Here is a 16,611-nt window from a genome sequence, read left to right as displayed (position 1 = left end):
ATAACATTTATTCGATCGGGGCACCCCGCAAAGTATCACATTTACTTCGAACCTAAAGCTCCACTTTGTGGGGTTATTTTGCGTCCGCGATAGGGTACCGGCATATGGATTACAATGTCCGGACAGCCCGGTTGATGATGGCGACCAGCTCGCTGCTATAAGTCTCCAGGTCGACTTTGCGGGTCAGAGCCGTGTTCAGCATATATTCTCCAATGCCGCCCTGAATCAGATTCGCCATGACGTCGATATGGAATGCACCAAACACCCCCTGCTCCTGTCCTTCACGCAGAATATGCTGCAGCTCCTTCATCAATGAATCCTCTTCATCGTCGCTTATCTTGTAGTACGGGATATCATCGGCCGTCCGGGCGTTAAAAATAATTTCCAGCAGTGCGGCGTTATGGGCGGGATGCGTACCTTGGTAGGCCAGACTCGCCGTAATAAAAGTACTTAGTTTCTCTTGCGGCGTATGTTCCTGACGCACACGGTTCAAAATATAAGTGGTGGACCTTTCCACAAGCTTCATCAGAAGATGGTTCATCAGATCGTTTTTATCGGCAAAATGATAGGAAATCAACGCTGTGCTGATCCCCGCTTTTTTTGCGATCTGAGCAAGGCTGGCTTTGACATAGCCGATCTCGTCCAAGGTCCGGATCGCTGCTTCAATAATCTGCTCACGCCGGGCTTCTGCGATAAATGAGGATTTGCCTTCGTCTTTCTTGTTCTCTTCCTTCATGGCCTCTCCTTATTGACTGTTGTTTGGGTTACTCCTTTTATTCAACACTCCTAGTAAAGCAAATGCTACCACAATGACGGGAATAATCAAATGCTTCGGCTCGCTGAACAGGCGGTCCCAGAACGGTTGAGCTTCTCCTTGAACCAAAGCAAGGACGCCGCGAATGAGGAGTATCATTAAATTGGTCATCAGCATAATCGGAATCAAAGACAACCCGCCTTTTAGTACGGACCAGCCGGAAGAACGGCCTGCTAAGAACAAGACTGCGGCCGCCAAACACAAGATCCCCGCCCCAGCCATGAACACGGCCTTGATCAGACCATGCCAAGCCAACCCGGATAACGCCATTTCGTGATATAGAAGCCAGCTATACCATAAGGCTCCTCCGCCTAGCGCTGAGCTCAGTACAGGAATCCATTTCAATAGCCAGACGGGGTTCTCGTTACTTGTCTTGCTTTCATTGCTGCTCATGCGAATCCCTCCATGATAGACAATTGATTATATGATCAAAAATTTGATCAATCGATCAATAAAATCATAACATCCTTGGACTCCCCGGTCAAGGAGACGAGTACCTATATGTATTCAAAAAAATAAAAAAGCCCTATGCCGCAAAGTCGGCAGGGCTATTGAGTCATGGCTGGTACTGCTGTAGATGCTTCTTCTCAAGCTAGGTGGATGGCTTGGTCGCTTCTTCCATAGCAAGCAAAATTCTGAACGCGTCCTCGTTCGATGGACCGCACATCTCTTCCGTTGGCCGCAAGCTGCCGCAAACGTCCGGACGCTCCGGTTTACCGAACAACAGGCATCGATTCTCTTCCGAAAGCTGGATGCACCGGACGCCGGCCGGCTTCCCCTCCGGCATACCGGGAATAGGGGATGAGATGGAGACGACGATACAGCATGCGGCACAGCCTGGCCTGCACTCCATAGAACAACAACTCCCTTCGCCTGATATGCCTATTATAGCAAAGGATGTACGGACAAGTCATAATGCAGACGGCTGAAAAGGAATCCTTTTTGGCCAGGAAGCCTGTGCAAGCGGTTGTACTTAAGAAAATAGTAAGCAAAACCATACGTAGTTGTTAAGATCACTCTGTTACATTGGTTATGGCTATTTCACGATGTGAGGAGGTTGTGACATGAAATGTGATGTTCAAGAAGTCAGTCAAGGCGGGGGCGGATGGATGTTTCCCGGCCGCTGGATCGGAGGCGCAGCGTTGGTTCTCGGGCCGCTGCTGCTCATGGCGGGAGTGCTGCTCCGGGTGAAATTCCATTTCTTTTTCCCCAATCAGCTTGAAGCAGTACGTACGCATCCGGTCCTAATGACGGTGTCCTACAGCCTTTTCTCCACAGGCACGGTGCTTATGTGGCCCGCTGTAATCATGCTTGTCGGGTTGATCCAGATCAAGCAGCGGGGTTGGGCGCTTTGGGGAGGCGTCTTTGCCGTATGCGGGTTGTTCGCCCGTACGTTTCATTCCGGTGTGGACCATCTTGCTTTTCAGCTCGTACGCCACCAAGGTCTTGATCCGGCAGTGAAGGCTGTGGCGGATTCCTATGGGGCGTTCCACATATTCAGCAGCTTGAATCTTGCCATTCTGCTTGGATGGATCGTGCTCGCTATTGGCGCTTATCGCGCAGGAACGCTCAATTTATTTGGTGCTGCCGCACTTGCCTTGATGTCAGGCCTTCCCTTGGGGGTGCTCAAAGGGACGACGCTGTTCTCGATTGTCGCAGCGGCAGGAGCATGCATTGCGCTTGTACCGTTGGGAATCCGGGTGCTCCGCGACGGGCCGATGCCGAAGGGGAGAACGGCGCTCGGTTGGATCGCAGGAGTACTGGCAGCGGGAGGCGCATTCTTTGCCATAGGCCAGCTGGGGTGAGTGAACGGCGGAAGTGCATGTCTGATAAATAAACTGAAAATTTGTAAAAAATATGATTGACAAACGAACCGTTATCGAATTAAATAATATACAAGTAAACACATTGGAATAATGAAGTATCGACCGGATAACTGGAGATACATCTGCCAAGGAGGCGGGTGTGTCTCTTTTTTTCTCTCAATTAGGAGGCTGATCACATGAACATTGAGAACATAGAAGCATTCGTCTATGTGATCCACTACAACAGCTTCAATAAGGCCGCTGACGCCTTGTTCCTGTCCCAGCCTTCCATCTCGGCCCGGATTCAGACGCTGGAGCGGGAGCTGGACGCCAAGCTGTTCGATAGGGAAGGGAGACATTTTACGTTAACGGAGAAAGGGAAGCAGTTCCTGCCTTACGCCCAGCAAATACTGCAGTCGCTGAAAAAAGGCAAGCAGCAGCTCCGGCAAATGAAAACGGCGCTGCACGAGGTGCGAATCGGCTGCACCGTCTCGGTATCGAATTATATTATTCCCCAAATCCTTCCTCTATTCAAACGAAAGTATCCGGATATCCAGATCAAGCTGATTACTGCGCCTAGCGAGGCGATCATGGAAAAAGTGCTTAATAAAGAAATTGAATTAGGGCTGGTGCGCAACATTACGCATCCGCATGTCGATTCCATCAAATTTTACGAAGATCCCATCAAGCTGTTTGTGTACGAGGACCATCCGTTTCGCCGAATGAACAGGGTGGATATTGAAGATGTTGCGGGTCAACCGCTTGTATTCTTCGAATGCGGTTCTCTGGACTGGATGAAGATTCACCGGTTGTTCGAGACGCTGGACCGTCCGCCGAACATAGAGTATCACATCGATAATGTGGAGACGGCCAAGAAATTGGTGCTGCAAAAAATGGGGATCGGCTTCCTGCCGGCCTTATCGGTTGCTCAGGAATGCAGGGAAAAGCAGCTATTCCCTATCGATGTAGCCTCCCTTGCCAGCCTGTCGCTGCGGACGAATCTGATCGCTCTCAAGGGAGAATGCTCGGACATGTATAAGACCATTCTCGATGTCGGCAAAGAGCTGCATGTGGAGGCGGCGGTAAGATAGATTTGTTCTATTGAAGAATAGAAAAGCCTTATTATCTGGCCCGTTGACGCTCTATAGGCTCGATGATAAGCTTTATCCATGGATGAAAACCAAGCAATCCAATAGGAAATATTGTTTATAAAAATGCGGGAGTGAGGTGTGGAACGTGGGACTGAAGCTAAGCATATTGGATCAAAGTCCAATCGGCGAGAACGAGACGGCGGAGAAAGCGTTTCGCCATACGATTGAGCTAGTAAAGAAGGCCGAAGAGCTCGGCTATTACCGATTCTGGGTATCGGAGCATCACGATTCGGATAACGTGGTCGGATCGTCTCCGGAAGTGCTGATCTCCCATCTGCTGGCGCATACCCGGACGATCCGCATCGGTTCCGGCGGTGTCATGCTGCAGCATTACAGCCCCTATAAGGTAGCGGAAAATTTCAATGTGCTATCGGCGCTGGCACCCGGCAGGGTGGATCTTGGCATAGGGAGGGCTCCCGGAGGACTTCCCCGATCTACAAGAGCATTGCAGCAAGGTGAAGATGCTTCAGCCAAACCGCTTGAAGAGAAGTTGATCGAGCTGGAGCAGCATTTACACCGGAAGCTTCCGGAGGATCATCCGAATTACGGAGTAAAGGCAATACCGCATCCGGAACAGCCGGCCTCTCTCTATTTGCTCGGGACCAGCGTATCCAGCGCGCAATTGGCGGCAAAGACCGGCATTCCGTACGTATTCGCGCAATTTATAAACGGGGATGAAGCGGCGATTCGGGAATCGCTCGACACGTACCGGAAGCAGTTCAATACAGAGGGATCCGTTGTTGCCGGCGCAGCCGCCGCCCGTACACAAGCGCTGCTGGCCGTCTCTGTGATCGTAACGGATACGGATGAGGAGGCCAAAGAGCTTGCCGTTGATTCCAAGCATGTGAAGATCCATTTGGCAAGCGGCCGGACCATTAACGTAAAGACGCTGGAGGCGGCGGAGGAATACGGCCGGCAGACCGACGAGCCTTTCACCGTAGAGGTGAAGGATGCTCCGATCATTCATGGATCCAAAGAAACCGTCCGCAAGCGGCTTCTGGAGCTGCAGCAAATATATGAAGTCGATGAGCTGATCATCGTGGCGGCTATGAAAGGCTTCGATAAGCGGCTTCATGCGTATGAGCTGCTGCACGAGGCGTTTTCGCAACAAACCGTCTGAAGCAGCTGTGCGAACCATATTGTGAATCGATAGTGTGAAACAATTTGTTGTGAAACAACTGAATGAACAAATCATGGGAGGAATATACGATGTCCAAACAAAGACAAATCAAATTCGGAGCGATTATTCATGGAGTGGGGGGCAACATGTCGGCTTGGCGTCATCCGAAAGCGGTAGCGGACGCAAGCGTCAACTTCGAATTTTACAAGGAGCAGGCGCAAAAAGCGGAAGCAGGCAAATTCGACCTCGTATTTATCGCCGACGGCTTATACATTAACGAAAAATCGCTGCCGCACTTCTTGAACCGTTTCGAGCCGATTACGATCTTATCCGCTCTGGCTGCGGTAACCTCCCGCATAGGGCTCGTCGGAACGTTGTCGACCTCGTACAGCGAGCCGTTCACCGTCGCGAGACAATTCTCCTCGATTGACCATATCAGCCACGGCCGGGCGGGCTGGAATGTCGTCACCTCTCCGTTGGAAGGGTCGGCGCTGAACTTCAGTAAAGCCATCGAAGAGCATCCGGATCATCCGAAGCGGTACCGGATTGCCACCGAATATTTGCAGGTGACCAAAGGGCTGTGGGATTCGTGGGAAGACGATGCTTTCGTTCGGGATAAAGAGTCAGGAGTGTTTTTCGATCCGAGCAAGCTGCACCGGCTCGACCATAAGGGAGAATTTTTCTCGGTTCAAGGCCCGTTGAACATCGCCCGCTCGAAGCAAGGGCAGCCGGTCATTTTCCAGGCGGGATCGTCGGAGGACGGCAAAAACCTTGCGGCCAAAGAGGCAGACGCCATCTTCACCGGTCATCCGACATTGGCGGATGCTCAGAAGTTTTATCAGGATGTGAAGAGCAGAGCGGCAGCATTCGGACGTTCGCCGGAGGACATCGTCATTCTGCCCGGCATCAGTCCTATTATCGGGCAAACCGAGGAAGAAGCGGAGCGCAAATATCAGGAAATCGTCGAGCTGGTGACGATCGACAAGGCGCTGGACTACCTCGGCAGATATTACGATCACCATGACTTCACGCAATATCCGCTGGATGAACCGTTCCCTGATCTCGGCGATATCGGGAAGAACAGCTTCCGCAGCACGACGGACCGGATTCGGCGCGAAGCGCAGGAGCGGGGATTGACGCTGCGTCAGGTGGCGTTACGAGAAGCGACACCGAAAACACAGTTCATCGGGACGCCGGAGCGCGTGGCGGATTTGGTGCAGGAATGGTTCGAAGGCCACGGAGCGGACGGCTTTATCGTCGGATCGGCCGTGCCGAACGGGCTGAACGATTTTGTCGATTATGTGGTGCCGATTTTGCAGGATCGGGGCATTTACCGTACGGAGTACGAAGCCGATACGCTGCGCGGCAATTTGGGCCTGCCATTCCCGATCAACCGGTATGCGAAGGAAGCCGTGACCAAGTAACGGACAGACGAAGCGAAAGGGGAGTTTACGATGGCACAAGAACAACGGCAACGAAAGCTGAAATTCGGAGCGGGGCTTCGCGGACCGGGAGGCAATATGGCCGGCTGGAGGCATCCGGATGCGGTGGCGGACGCCAGCACGAATTTCGAATATTATACGAGGCTGATTCGGAAGGCGGAGGAAGGGAAGCTGGACTTCGCGTTCATTCCCGACGGGCTCTTCATTAACGAGAAGTCGATCCCGTTCTTTCTGAACCGGTTCGAGCCGGTGACGATCTTGTCGGCGCTGGCTGCGGTCACGTCGCGCATCGGCTTGGTCGCCACGCTGTCAACCTCATACAGCGAGCCGTTCAACGTAGCGAGGCAGTTCGCCTCGCTCGATCAGATCAGCGGCGGCCGTGCGGGCTGGAACGTCGTGACGTCTCCGCTGGAAGGCTCGGCGGCGAACTACAGCAAAGCCGAGCACCCCGCTCACGAGAAGCGGTACCGCATCGCATCGGAGTTTCTTCAAGTCGCCAAGGGATTGTGGGACTCGTGGGAGGAAGATGCGTTCGTTCGCGACAAAGAAACCGGCGTCTTTTTTGACCCGGCCAAACTGCATCGATTGAACCATCAAGGAGAGTTTTTCTCCGTGCAGGGTCCGCTCAATATCGGCCGGTCCGCACAAGGGCGCCCGGTTGTGTTCCAAGCAGGCTCCTCGAACGACGGGCGGGATTTGGCGGCGCGGGAAGCGGACGGCGTCTATACGAACCCGGAAGGCCTGGAGCAGGCGAAGGAGTTTTATCGCGATGTGAAGCAGCGTGCGGTGGCCTACGGCAGGTCGCCTGACGATATCGTTATTTTGCCGGGACTCATCCCGATCATTGGAGCGACGGAAGAGGAGGCGGAGCGCAAATATCAGGAGGTTGCGGGGCTTGTGACCATAACGGATGCGCTCAACTTTCTCGGGCGGTTCTTCGATCACCACGATTTCTCCCAATATCCGCTCGATGAGCCGTTCCCGGAGCTCGGTGAGATCGGCAGCAACAACTTCCGGAGCACGACGGACAACATCAAGAGACTGGCCAAGGAACGCCGGTTGACGCTCCGCCAAACCGCTCTCGAAGTGACGACGCGCCGGAGCGAATTCAGCGGGACCCCGGAGCAGGTAGCCGACCGTATCCAAGACTGGTTCGAGCAAGAGGCGGCGGACGGATTTATTCTCGGCGAGGCTTACCCGGGCGCTCTGCATGATTTCGTCGATCAAGTCATCCCAATCCTGCAGCAGCGCGGGTTGTTCCGGACGGAATACGAAGCAGCTACGCTGAGAGGGAATTTAGGGCTGTCTTACCCGGTTAATCGGTATGCTCAGTCTCAGGAGCACCAATCAATTTCGTAACGAGAGCGGAGTGGACCTCATGTTAAAATCTGTGCATCATTGGATGAAATATATCGCATTGGCTTCTATCCTTATGCTTGTCTTGTCAGGCTGCGCCAAAGACAGCGGAGTGACGGCGACCGGGAGCGCCACGGACGGCAAGCCCGTGCAGGGCGGCGAGCTGAGCTTCGCGCTGGCGACGTCTCCCGATACGCTGGATCCGCACCGCAGCGGATTGGCCGTAGCGGTCCGGGTCATCCGGACGATCTACGACAATCTGGTCGTCCAGCTGCCGGATAACACGATCAAGCCGTGGCTCGCCACCGAATGGTCGATTTCGCCCGACGGCAAGAGCTACACGTTCAAGCTGCGCAAGGACGTGAAGTTCCACGACGGAACGCCGTTCAATGCAGAAGCGGTCAAGTTCAATTACGACCGCATCATTAATCCGGAGACGAAGGCGGCGAACGCGCTTGCGCTGCTCAGACCTTACAAATCGGCGGAAGTCATTGACGAATACACGGTCAAATTAAATCTGGAAACGCCGTCCGCCGCCTTCTTGGGCAATTTGAGCCAGGCGCTGCTCGGGATCGTCTCCCCGACAGCCGCAAAAAAGTATGGCGACGACTTCGGCAAGCATCCGGTCGGTACCGGGCCGTTCTCGTTCGTCAAGTGGAACGAGAATGCGGATATTCAGGTTGCCAAAAGTCCCGAATACAATTGGGCGCCTGAGCTCGTGTCCAACAAGGGGCAGGCTTACTTGGATAAAATCACGTTCAAAATCGTACCGGAGGAAGCGACGCGTCTCGGCAGCGTACAGAGCGGTCAAGTGCTTGCCGTAGAAACGGTGCCGCCGCAAAATGTCGTAACGCTTAAGAACGATCCGAAAACGCAGCTTCTTCAAGCCAATACGGTCGGGCTGCCGTATACGTTATTTTTCAACCTGCGGCGTCCTCCCTGGAATGACGTGAAGGCCAGACAGGCGGTACAGGCGGCGCTGGATGTCGACGCTATCGTCAAGACGCTGTACCTGGGGACGTACCAGCGGGCCTGGTCGGCACTGACGCCCGGCATATTCGGTTACGACGCGTCGCTCGAAAACTCGTTCAAGCAGGACCTTCCCAAAGCGAACCGGCTGCTCGATGAGCTGGGCTGGGTGAAGGGAGCGGACGGCATCCGCGAGAAAGGCGGGAAAAAGCTGACGCTCCATTACGTAGACGCGTCGCCAAACCGCGAGAAGCGCAACGATATTGCCGTTATCGTGCAGCAGCAGTTGAAGCAGGTCGGCATATCCGTAGAGATTGAGATTACAAAGGATGTCGCCAACGTCGTTTACAAGAACGGCGCCCATGATTTATACGGCAACAGCCAGGTCAATTCCGACCCGGATGCGCTGAAAAACTTTTACCGCACGCAGGATCCTAATGCTACCAGACTCACAATCGCAGGCTTAGCCGATCCGGCGTTGGATCAATTGCTGGATCAAGGGACCTACGAGCAGGATCCGGCGAAACGTGAAGCCATTTATAAGAAAGTGCAGCGATATTTGCATGACAACGCGGTCATCATTCCGATTTATGTATTCCCGTATACAGTGGCGGCTTCCAAAAGCGTCAAGGGCTTGAAGTTCGATTCACTCGGCTATCCGCTGTTTAACGATGTATCGATTCAAAAATAAGTCGAAGGAGTAGATGGAAATGGCTAAATCGATGCTGGAAAGGCTGATTACTTCGCTGCTTGTCATCATCGGATCGATGGCGCTCGTGTTTTGCATCATTTACGTCCTCCCCGGGGACCCGGTGCTGTCAATGCTCGATCCGGCTTCCGCTACTCCGGAGATGATCGCCAACCTGCGCCAGCAACTGGGGCTGGATCAGCCGTTCTACGTGCAGTTCGGCAGCTATTTCGCCGATGTTATGCGGGGCGACTTCGGCAGATCTATGATCAACAGCGATCCCGTGCTGCCGAAGATCATCACGCACTTTCCGGCTACGCTCGCGCTGACGCTGGCCAGTACCGCCATATCGGTTATATTCGGGGTGCTGCTGGGCGTGCTGTCGGCCATTCACCGGGACCGCTGGATCGATGTGATTGCCCGGCTGGTCGGCTTGTTCGGCATCTCCATGCCGACATTCTGGTCCGGCATTCTGCTCATCCTCATCTTCTCCGTGTCTCTCGGGTGGTTCCCGGCCATGGGCTCGGATGGGCTGGCGACGCTAGTTCTGCCTGCGCTTACGCTTGGCATCGTGGGGGCCGGCTTCATCGTCCGCATGGTCCGCAACAGTATGCTGGAAGTGATCAACGAGCCGTTTATCGTGACGCTGCGGGCTAAGGGAGTCTCGGAGAAGCTCGTCATGTACCGCCACGCCCTGCGCAATGCGCTGATTCCGGCCATCACGGTCATAGGTATACACATCGGGGATCTGATGGCGGGAACGGTCGTTGTCGAAACGGTCTTTTCGAGGCAGGGGATCGGAAGGGTGATCGCCGACGCGATCATGGCCAAAGACTTACCGGTCGTGCAGGGCGTTGTCTTTTTCTCGGCAATCGTCTATGTACTGGTGAATCTGCTCGTGGACATTTCGTATTCGTTCATCGATCCCAGGGTCAGACGCTCCCAATAGGCTAACGAGCAGCCGTTGCAAGTTTATGCATCATCGCGAACATTGAACGACCATTAGGAGGGATTTGAACATGAAGGAAGTGGTAACCGCCGGGACGTATTCGCCCGCCAGTAAGCTCCGGAAAGCGGATACGGCAATCCGCAGACGGCCTGCCGTATCGGAGCTGTTCGTATTCGGCGCGGGGCTTGTGGTACTGTTCATGATTTTATGCGCCGTCATACCGTCCGTAATTGCCCCGTATCCGCCGACGCAAATGTTTACGGACCGCATATTGCAGGGGCCGAGTGCAGCCCATTGGTTCGGGACGGATTATTTCGGCAGAGACGTATTCAGTCTCGTCGTCCACGGAAGCCGGGACTCGCTGTTTATCGGCGTCGCGTCCGTGCTGGCCGGCGTCTTGCTGGGCGGAGCGATCGGCGCTCTGTCCGGCTACATCGGCGGTTTTCTCGATGCGGCATTGATGCGATTTATCGACGTTTTGATGACGATACCGGGCATCCTGCTCGCACTGGCTATTGCAGCCGCACTCGGACCGCACTTGTTCAATATCGTGTTCGCGGTAGCCGTATCGGCCGTTCCGGGTTATGCAAGAGTGATGCGGGGACAGATAATGAGCATCAAAAGCCGGCCATACATTACCGCATCGCAGTCCATAGGCACGTCCCGGCTGCGGATGTTCTGGTGGCACGTGCTTCCGAACGCGTGGTCTCCGCTCCTCGTTATGGCGACGATCGGGCTGGGCTCTGCGATTCTGATAGGCTCCGGGTTAAGCTTTCTCGGACTCGGGGTGATCAAGGAGGTTCCGGATTGGGGCGCTCTGCTCTCCCAAGGAAGAGGCTACTTGACCGTCGCCTGGTGGATAGCAACCTTCCCGGGACTCGCGATTACCTTGTTCGTGCTCTCCATCAATTTGCTGGGAGATAAATTCCGGGATGCTGCGGATCCCAAGAAAAGCAGGGAATAGCAGGGGGGACAGCGATGAAACAGCTTTTGGACATTCAGCAATTGTCGGTAGACTTCGCGACGAAGAGCGGGGCGCTTACGGCGTTAAGCGACATCTCTCTGCACATCCGTCCCGGTGAAACGGTATGCCTGGTAGGGGAATCGGGGAGCGGCAAGACGATCACCTCCAAGTCGGTGATGCGGTTAATCGATTACGAGAACGGCAAAATTACCGGTGGAAGCATTGTACTGGACGGCACGGACTTGACGGCTTTGCCGCAAAAGGAATTGAAGAGCTTGCGCGGGAAAAAGATGGCGATGGTGTTCCAGGAGCCCATGGCGGCTTTCGACCCGGTATTTACGATCGGCAGTCAGATCATGGAAGTGATTCTGGAGCATAAGCTTGGGAGCAAGCAGCAGGCTTACGAACGCGCCGTTCATTTGCTTCGAAGGGTGGGCATCCCCGAGCCGGAGCTGCGGATGAAGCAGTATCCGAACGAGTTGTCGGGAGGGATGCTCCAGAGGGCAATGATCGCCATGGCTCTGGCGTGCGGCCCTGAGCTGCTGATCGCCGATGAGCCTACGACGGCGCTGGACGTCACCATTCAGGCGCAAATTTTGCAGCTGCTGAAGGAGCTTCAAGCGGAATATCGCATGGCTATTCTGCTGATTACCCACGATATGGGCATTGCGGCGCAAATGGCGGACCGGATCATCGTCATGTATGCCGGGAGCATCGTGGAGCAGGCAACGGCCCGGCAGCTCTTCGAGCAGCCGCATCATCCTTATACGAGAGGACTGCTTCAGTCCATCACGACGTTGGACAGCGAACGCGGGTCCAAATTGTTTTCGATAGAAGGCGCGATCCCGAACCTGTCGGAACTCCCGCCAGGCTGCCGGTTTCATCCACGCTGCCCCTTTGCGACGGACCGGTGCTCGAAGGATAGCCCTCCTTTGTTTCCCGTAGGAGGAAGGCAGACCGCTTGCTGGTACGCCGGTGAGCTGGTCCAGCGGGAGGATTGGTACCGCCCGGCTGCGATACCGGCAGAGGATGAGCCGGAGCCGAAGCAGCAAGGGCCGGAACGGACGGCGGCTGCAGCCGATCGGGATCTGCTCCCGGATGAAGCGCCGGGCAAGCCGGATCACCTATGGGAGATCCATAACCTCAGCAAATATTATCCGGTTAACAAAGGCTGGCTGAACCGGAACGGTTCATACATTCGGGCAGTGGACGACGTATCGTTCACGATCGCCAAAGGCGAAACGTTCGGTCTCGTAGGCGAGTCCGGCAGCGGCAAATCGACGCTGGGAAGGCTGCTCCTGCAGCTGGAGAAGCCTACGGCCGGCAAGGTGCTGTTCCAAGGCAGCGAGCTGACTACGCTCGGAGCGTCCGGTCTTCAGGAAGCGCGCAAGCATATGCAGATGATATTCCAGGACCCGTACGGCTCGGTGAATCCGCGCTGGAAGGTTGGGGATATCATCGGGGAGCCTCTGCGCGTTCACGAATCGCTGAATCGGGAGGAGACACGCAGTCGGGTGGAGCAGCTTCTGGAATCGGTCGGGTTGAATCCGGCCTGGTATGACCGGTATCCGCATGAATTTTCGGGCGGACAGAGGCAAAGAATCGGCATTGCCCGAGCCATCGCGCTGCGGCCGCAGTTTCTGCTTGCGGACGAGGCGGTATCGGCGCTGGACGTATCCGTACAGTCGCAAATCGTCAATTTGATGCAGGACCTTCAGGACCGGCTGGGACTGACCTACTTGTTCATTGCCCACGGTTTGAATATCGTAAGGCACATTTCGGACCGCATCGGCGTCATGTACCTCGGCAAGCTCGTAGAAATCGCTCCGAGCGAGGAGCTGTTCCGGCATCCGGCGCATCATTATACGCGGGGGCTGATCGCTTCCATCCCTGTCGCCGATCCGGCCCGGAAGCGCGAGACGATATCCGTTCAAGGGGAGATACCGTCCCCGTCCAATCCGCCTTCGGGCTGCCGCTTCCATACGCGGTGCCCTGCAGCGACGGACAGATGCCGGCAGCAGCAGCCCGAGTGGCAGGAAATCGGCCCGGGGCACTGGACAGCGTGCCATCATCCGGCCTAGCGCACTTCGTTCGGGATGGGGACAGAGGTCCTGCATCCCTTGGGCTAGGGCATACCCTAACGCATCCGGCGCTCGGAACATTGGATTCATTGTAATTTCCGGCTAGCTGTACACCATTCGGATGTAGACAATTGCTGCTTTAAATCCAATTATTCCGGTTGGTTAACAAAGAATAAATCGATCGATTGTTGAAAAGGGAGAGGGTATTCGTATGAAAAAGAGAGGCATTGCAGCATCCGTATTAGCTTTATTATTCATTGCAGCAGGCTGCGGGACGGCCCCGGCCGGCAAAGACGCAGCATCGGGAACAGCATCCACCACTGCTTCGGCAGGCGCTGCCAATGCTCCGAAGGTACAAAAAATCGTCGTCGGCACCGGAACCCAGTTTCCGAACATCTGCTTCATCGACGACAAAGGAAATTTGACCGGGTACGATGTCGAGCTCGTCAAGGAAATCGACAAGCGATTGCCGGAATACGAATTCGAATTCAAGACGATGGATTTCTCCAACCTGCTGTTAAGTCTGGAGACAAAAAAGATTGATTTTATCGCGCATCAAATGGAAGTGAACAAGGAACGGCAGGAGAAGTTTCTGTTCAATGACGAGGCCTACAATATTTTTCCGAACAAGGTTGTCGTTCATAAGGACCGTAACGATATTCAATCCATAGACGATCTGAAAGGCAAGAAGGTGATCGTAGGTGCTACGAGCAACGCTTCGGTTCTCGTGCAGGACTATAATAAAACGCACGACAATGCGATTCAAATCGTCTATTCGGGAAGCGGAGGCACGAACGATGTCATCGCCCAGCTGAAGGCGGGCCGGGTTGACGCTACGATCAGCACGCAATTTGCCGTGGATCAACGCAATGCAACCGCCGATGCGCAGCAAAAAACGGTAGGCCCGGCCATATCCAATTCGAAGGTGTATTTTATACTCCGCAAAGAAGGAACCGATCTGAAAACGAAAATCGACGAGACGCTGAAATCGATCAAGAAAGACGGCACCTTGTCCAAATTAAGCACCAAATGGCTCGGAGCAGACTATACGGTGTCGGAATAACCGTTCGGAAAGGGCAGCGCGATGGGCAAAGCGTTCGATATTCAATTGGTGGGAGTGTTCCTGCCCAAGCTTTTATCTTATTTGCACATTACCCTGTTCATACTGGCCGCCTCCTTGCTGATCGGTTTGGCCGTAGGCTTTCTCATTGCCATTCCGAGATTGTACCGGTGGCCGGTGCTTAACAGAGTAATTATGATCTATGTGTCATTCATAAGGGGAACGCCGATTATCATTCAAATGTTCCTCGTCTATTACGGTCTCCCCGAGCTGCTGAAGTGGTTCCGGCTCGATGTGACGGACGTGGAGGCCATCGTATTCGTCATCATTACTTACGGACTTCATATAGGAGCTTATGTGTCCGAAATCGTCCGCTCCTCCGTCAACAGCGTGGACCGGGGGCAGCTCGAGGCCGCCTATTCGACGGGAATGACAGGCAAGGATGCGTTCGTGCGCATTGTGCTGCCTCAAGCGATGGGGATTGCCTTGCCGAACTTCGGCAACCTGGTCATCTCCAGCATGAAGGATACGTCGCTCGCGTTCTCGCTAGGCGTAATGGATATGGTCGGCAGGGCGGAAACGCTGTTTACGACGAACCATTTTCTCGAAATTTATTTGGCGCTAGCGATCATCTACTATACGATATGCATTGCGCTGGAATGGCTGTTCGCCGTAGCGGAGCGCCGATTGCTGAGGCATGAAAGGAAGCTGGCCGCAGGTCCGACTGGAGGGGTGACTTATAACGCTTGATCCCTTATTTATCATAGAAGCCTTTTGGGACATTTTGGAGGCGCTGCCGCTCACGTTATTTATTTCGATCATCCCTTTGCTGTTCGGATTTGTGATCGGCACGGCGATAGCCTTGGTAAGAATTTACAAGGTGCGGTATATCCATTGGATAGCAAGCTTTTACGTGTCCTTCATCCGGGGCACTCCGCTGCTGCTGCACATTATGATTATTTATTTCGGCCTGCCGATGCTGTTCGACTATTTGGCGGAGCTGTACGGCTGGGGGTTCCGCTCGAAGTCGATTCCGCTAGTTACCTTCGTGCTGATCGCGTTCTCGATCAATTCCGGCGCTTACATGTCCGAGGCGATCCGTTCCGGTATTTTGTCGGTATCGAGCGGTCAAATGGAGGCTGCCTACTCGGTCGGGATGACGACGGCGCAAGGGCTGAGGCGCATTGTCATTCCGCAGGCGCTGATGGCGAGCTTGCCGAATTTGCTTCATAAATTTGTCGGGCTGCTGCACGGTTCTTCGCTCGCGTTCACTATTTCCCTGCAGGAGCTGAACGGCAAAGCCAACATTGTGGCGACTTCGAACCTGAAATTTCTCGAGGCGTTTATTGCTGCCGCATTGATTTATTGGGCGCTGACGTTCGCTGCGGAGAAGGTGACGTACATGCTGGAGCGCCGTTTGAATGTTTATAACCGGGGAGGAGTCGTATGATCGAGCTGAAAAACATCCGGAAGACGTTCGGAAAGCAGGAGGTGCTGAAAGGAATCGATCTGACGGTCAGCAAAGGGGACGTTGTAGTCATCCTCGGGCCGAGCGGTTCCGGTAAAACGACGCTGCTCCGCTGCATTAATTTCCTGGAGCGGCCGAATGATGGGGAGGTGGCCATAGGAGACTTCCGCGTTTCCTGCAAGCACCCGAGCAAAACGGACATTTTGACGGTGCGCCGAAAAACGGCGATGGTGTTCCAGCATTACAATCTGTTCAAGCACAAGACGGTTGTGGAAAATGTCATGGAAGGTCTCGTCGTCGTGCAAAAGCTCCCGAAGGAGGACGCCCGGGAGAAAAGCCTGAAAATGCTGGAGAAGGTGGGCTTGTCGCATAAGGTGGACGCATATCCCGTCGAGCTGTCCGGCGGACAGCAGCAGCGGGTGGGCATCGCACGAGCGCTGGCGCTGAATCCCGAGGTGATCTTGTTCGACGAGCCGACTTCCGCTCTCGATCCGGAGCTTGTCGGTGAAGTGCTATCCGTCATCCGCAAAATCGCCCACGAGGGCGTGACGATGATTGTGGTGACTCATGAAATGAGCTTCGCACGAGACGTTTCCAACCATGTCGTCTTCATGGATGACGGCAAAATTGTAGAGGAAGGGAAGCCGGACGATATTTTTGCCCGGCCCAAAGAGGAGAGGACGAAGCAATTCTTGAAACGAATTACCCCGGAATGGAGCTATGTCATTTAGATTGAAACGATTT

The 16,611-nt window shown here is 54.4% G+C and carries 16 protein-coding genes; 13 read left to right on the top strand and 3 right to left on the bottom strand.

Annotation, left to right across the window (positions count from 1 at the left end):
- Positions 1-109: 109 nt before the first annotated feature.
- The 3 genes from ACFQ88_RS30860 to ACFQ88_RS30850 all read right to left on the bottom strand — a co-directional run bounded on the left by ACFQ88_RS30860 (position 110) and on the right by ACFQ88_RS30850 (position 1,667).
- Positions 110-736, bottom strand: a complete 627-nt coding sequence (locus ACFQ88_RS30860) for a TetR/AcrR family transcriptional regulator (RefSeq protein ID WP_379460365.1) — start codon at positions 734-736, stop codon at positions 110-112.
- Positions 737-745: 9 nt separating this feature from the next.
- A complete protein-coding gene (locus ACFQ88_RS30855; protein ID WP_379460363.1) occupies positions 746-1,207 on the bottom strand; it encodes a hypothetical protein in 462 nt (153 codons plus the stop codon).
- 199 nt (positions 1,208-1,406) lie between these two features.
- The gene (locus ACFQ88_RS30850) at positions 1,407-1,667 is read right to left on the bottom strand and encodes a YkgJ family cysteine cluster protein (protein WP_239634106.1); all 261 of its coding nucleotides are present in this window, start codon (positions 1,665-1,667) and stop codon (positions 1,407-1,409) included.
- A gap of 211 nt (positions 1,668-1,878) precedes the next feature.
- On the opposite strand from ACFQ88_RS30850, the gene ACFQ88_RS30845 reads away from it, so the two are divergent.
- The 13 genes from ACFQ88_RS30845 (at position 1,879) to ACFQ88_RS30785 (ending at position 16,598) form a co-directional block, all read left to right on the top strand.
- On the top strand, positions 1,879-2,619 hold the full coding sequence (locus ACFQ88_RS30845; protein WP_379460361.1) for a hypothetical protein: 741 nt from the start codon (positions 1,879-1,881) through the stop codon (positions 2,617-2,619).
- A gap of 197 nt (positions 2,620-2,816) precedes the next feature.
- Complete coding sequence (locus tag ACFQ88_RS30840) at positions 2,817-3,710, top strand: LysR family transcriptional regulator (protein ID WP_239634108.1); 894 nt, start codon at positions 2,817-2,819, stop codon at positions 3,708-3,710.
- Positions 3,711-3,855: 145 nt separating this feature from the next.
- Positions 3,856-4,890, top strand: coding sequence for an LLM class flavin-dependent oxidoreductase (locus tag ACFQ88_RS30835; RefSeq protein WP_379460358.1), 1,035 nt, complete (start codon positions 3,856-3,858; stop codon positions 4,888-4,890).
- A gap of 89 nt (positions 4,891-4,979) precedes the next feature.
- Positions 4,980-6,314, top strand: a complete 1,335-nt coding sequence (locus ACFQ88_RS30830) for an LLM class flavin-dependent oxidoreductase (protein ID WP_379460356.1) — start codon at positions 4,980-4,982, stop codon at positions 6,312-6,314.
- Positions 6,315-6,344: 30 nt separating this feature from the next.
- Entirely contained in the window at positions 6,345-7,691 is a 1,347-nt protein-coding gene (locus ACFQ88_RS30825) for an LLM class flavin-dependent oxidoreductase (RefSeq protein WP_239634111.1), read from the top strand.
- 19 nt (positions 7,692-7,710) lie between these two features.
- Complete coding sequence (locus ACFQ88_RS30820; RefSeq protein WP_379460353.1) at positions 7,711-9,348, top strand: ABC transporter substrate-binding protein; 1,638 nt, start codon at positions 7,711-7,713, stop codon at positions 9,346-9,348.
- Between the two features lie 19 nt (positions 9,349-9,367).
- Positions 9,368-10,294, top strand: coding sequence for an ABC transporter permease (locus ACFQ88_RS30815; RefSeq protein WP_379460351.1), 927 nt, complete (start codon positions 9,368-9,370; stop codon positions 10,292-10,294).
- Between the two features lie 70 nt (positions 10,295-10,364).
- Positions 10,365-11,258 (top strand): ABC transporter permease, encoded by an 894-nt coding sequence (locus tag ACFQ88_RS30810; RefSeq protein WP_239634114.1) that lies wholly within the window; start codon positions 10,365-10,367, stop codon positions 11,256-11,258.
- 14 nt (positions 11,259-11,272) lie between these two features.
- Positions 11,273-13,339 carry an ABC transporter ATP-binding protein gene (locus tag ACFQ88_RS30805; RefSeq protein ID WP_379460348.1) on the top strand — a complete coding sequence of 689 codons (2,067 nt, stop codon included), beginning with the start codon at positions 11,273-11,275 and terminating at the stop codon, positions 13,337-13,339.
- 211 nt (positions 13,340-13,550) lie between these two features.
- On the top strand, positions 13,551-14,402 hold the full coding sequence (locus ACFQ88_RS30800) for a transporter substrate-binding domain-containing protein (RefSeq protein WP_239634116.1): 852 nt from the start codon (positions 13,551-13,553) through the stop codon (positions 14,400-14,402).
- 21 nt (positions 14,403-14,423) lie between these two features.
- Positions 14,424-15,149, top strand: a complete 726-nt coding sequence (locus ACFQ88_RS30795; protein ID WP_379460346.1) for an amino acid ABC transporter permease — start codon at positions 14,424-14,426, stop codon at positions 15,147-15,149.
- The gene (locus tag ACFQ88_RS30790) at positions 15,139-15,849 is read left to right on the top strand and encodes an amino acid ABC transporter permease (protein ID WP_345774071.1); all 711 of its coding nucleotides are present in this window, start codon (positions 15,139-15,141) and stop codon (positions 15,847-15,849) included. Before ACFQ88_RS30795 ends, ACFQ88_RS30790 begins: the two co-directional genes overlap by 11 nt.
- Entirely contained in the window at positions 15,846-16,598 is a 753-nt protein-coding gene (locus ACFQ88_RS30785; RefSeq protein ID WP_239634119.1) for an amino acid ABC transporter ATP-binding protein, read from the top strand. The genes ACFQ88_RS30790 and ACFQ88_RS30785 overlap by 4 nt, the downstream gene beginning before the upstream one ends.
- Positions 16,599-16,611 lie beyond the last annotated feature (13 nt).

The sequence above is a fragment of the Paenibacillus sp. NPDC056579 genome (assembly GCF_042793215.1).
Taxonomy (GTDB): domain Bacteria; phylum Bacillota; class Bacilli; order Paenibacillales; family NBRC-103111; genus Paenibacillus_S.
The sequence above is the reverse complement of the archived record's forward strand: the minus strand, read 5'-3'. Positions and strand labels throughout refer to the sequence as shown.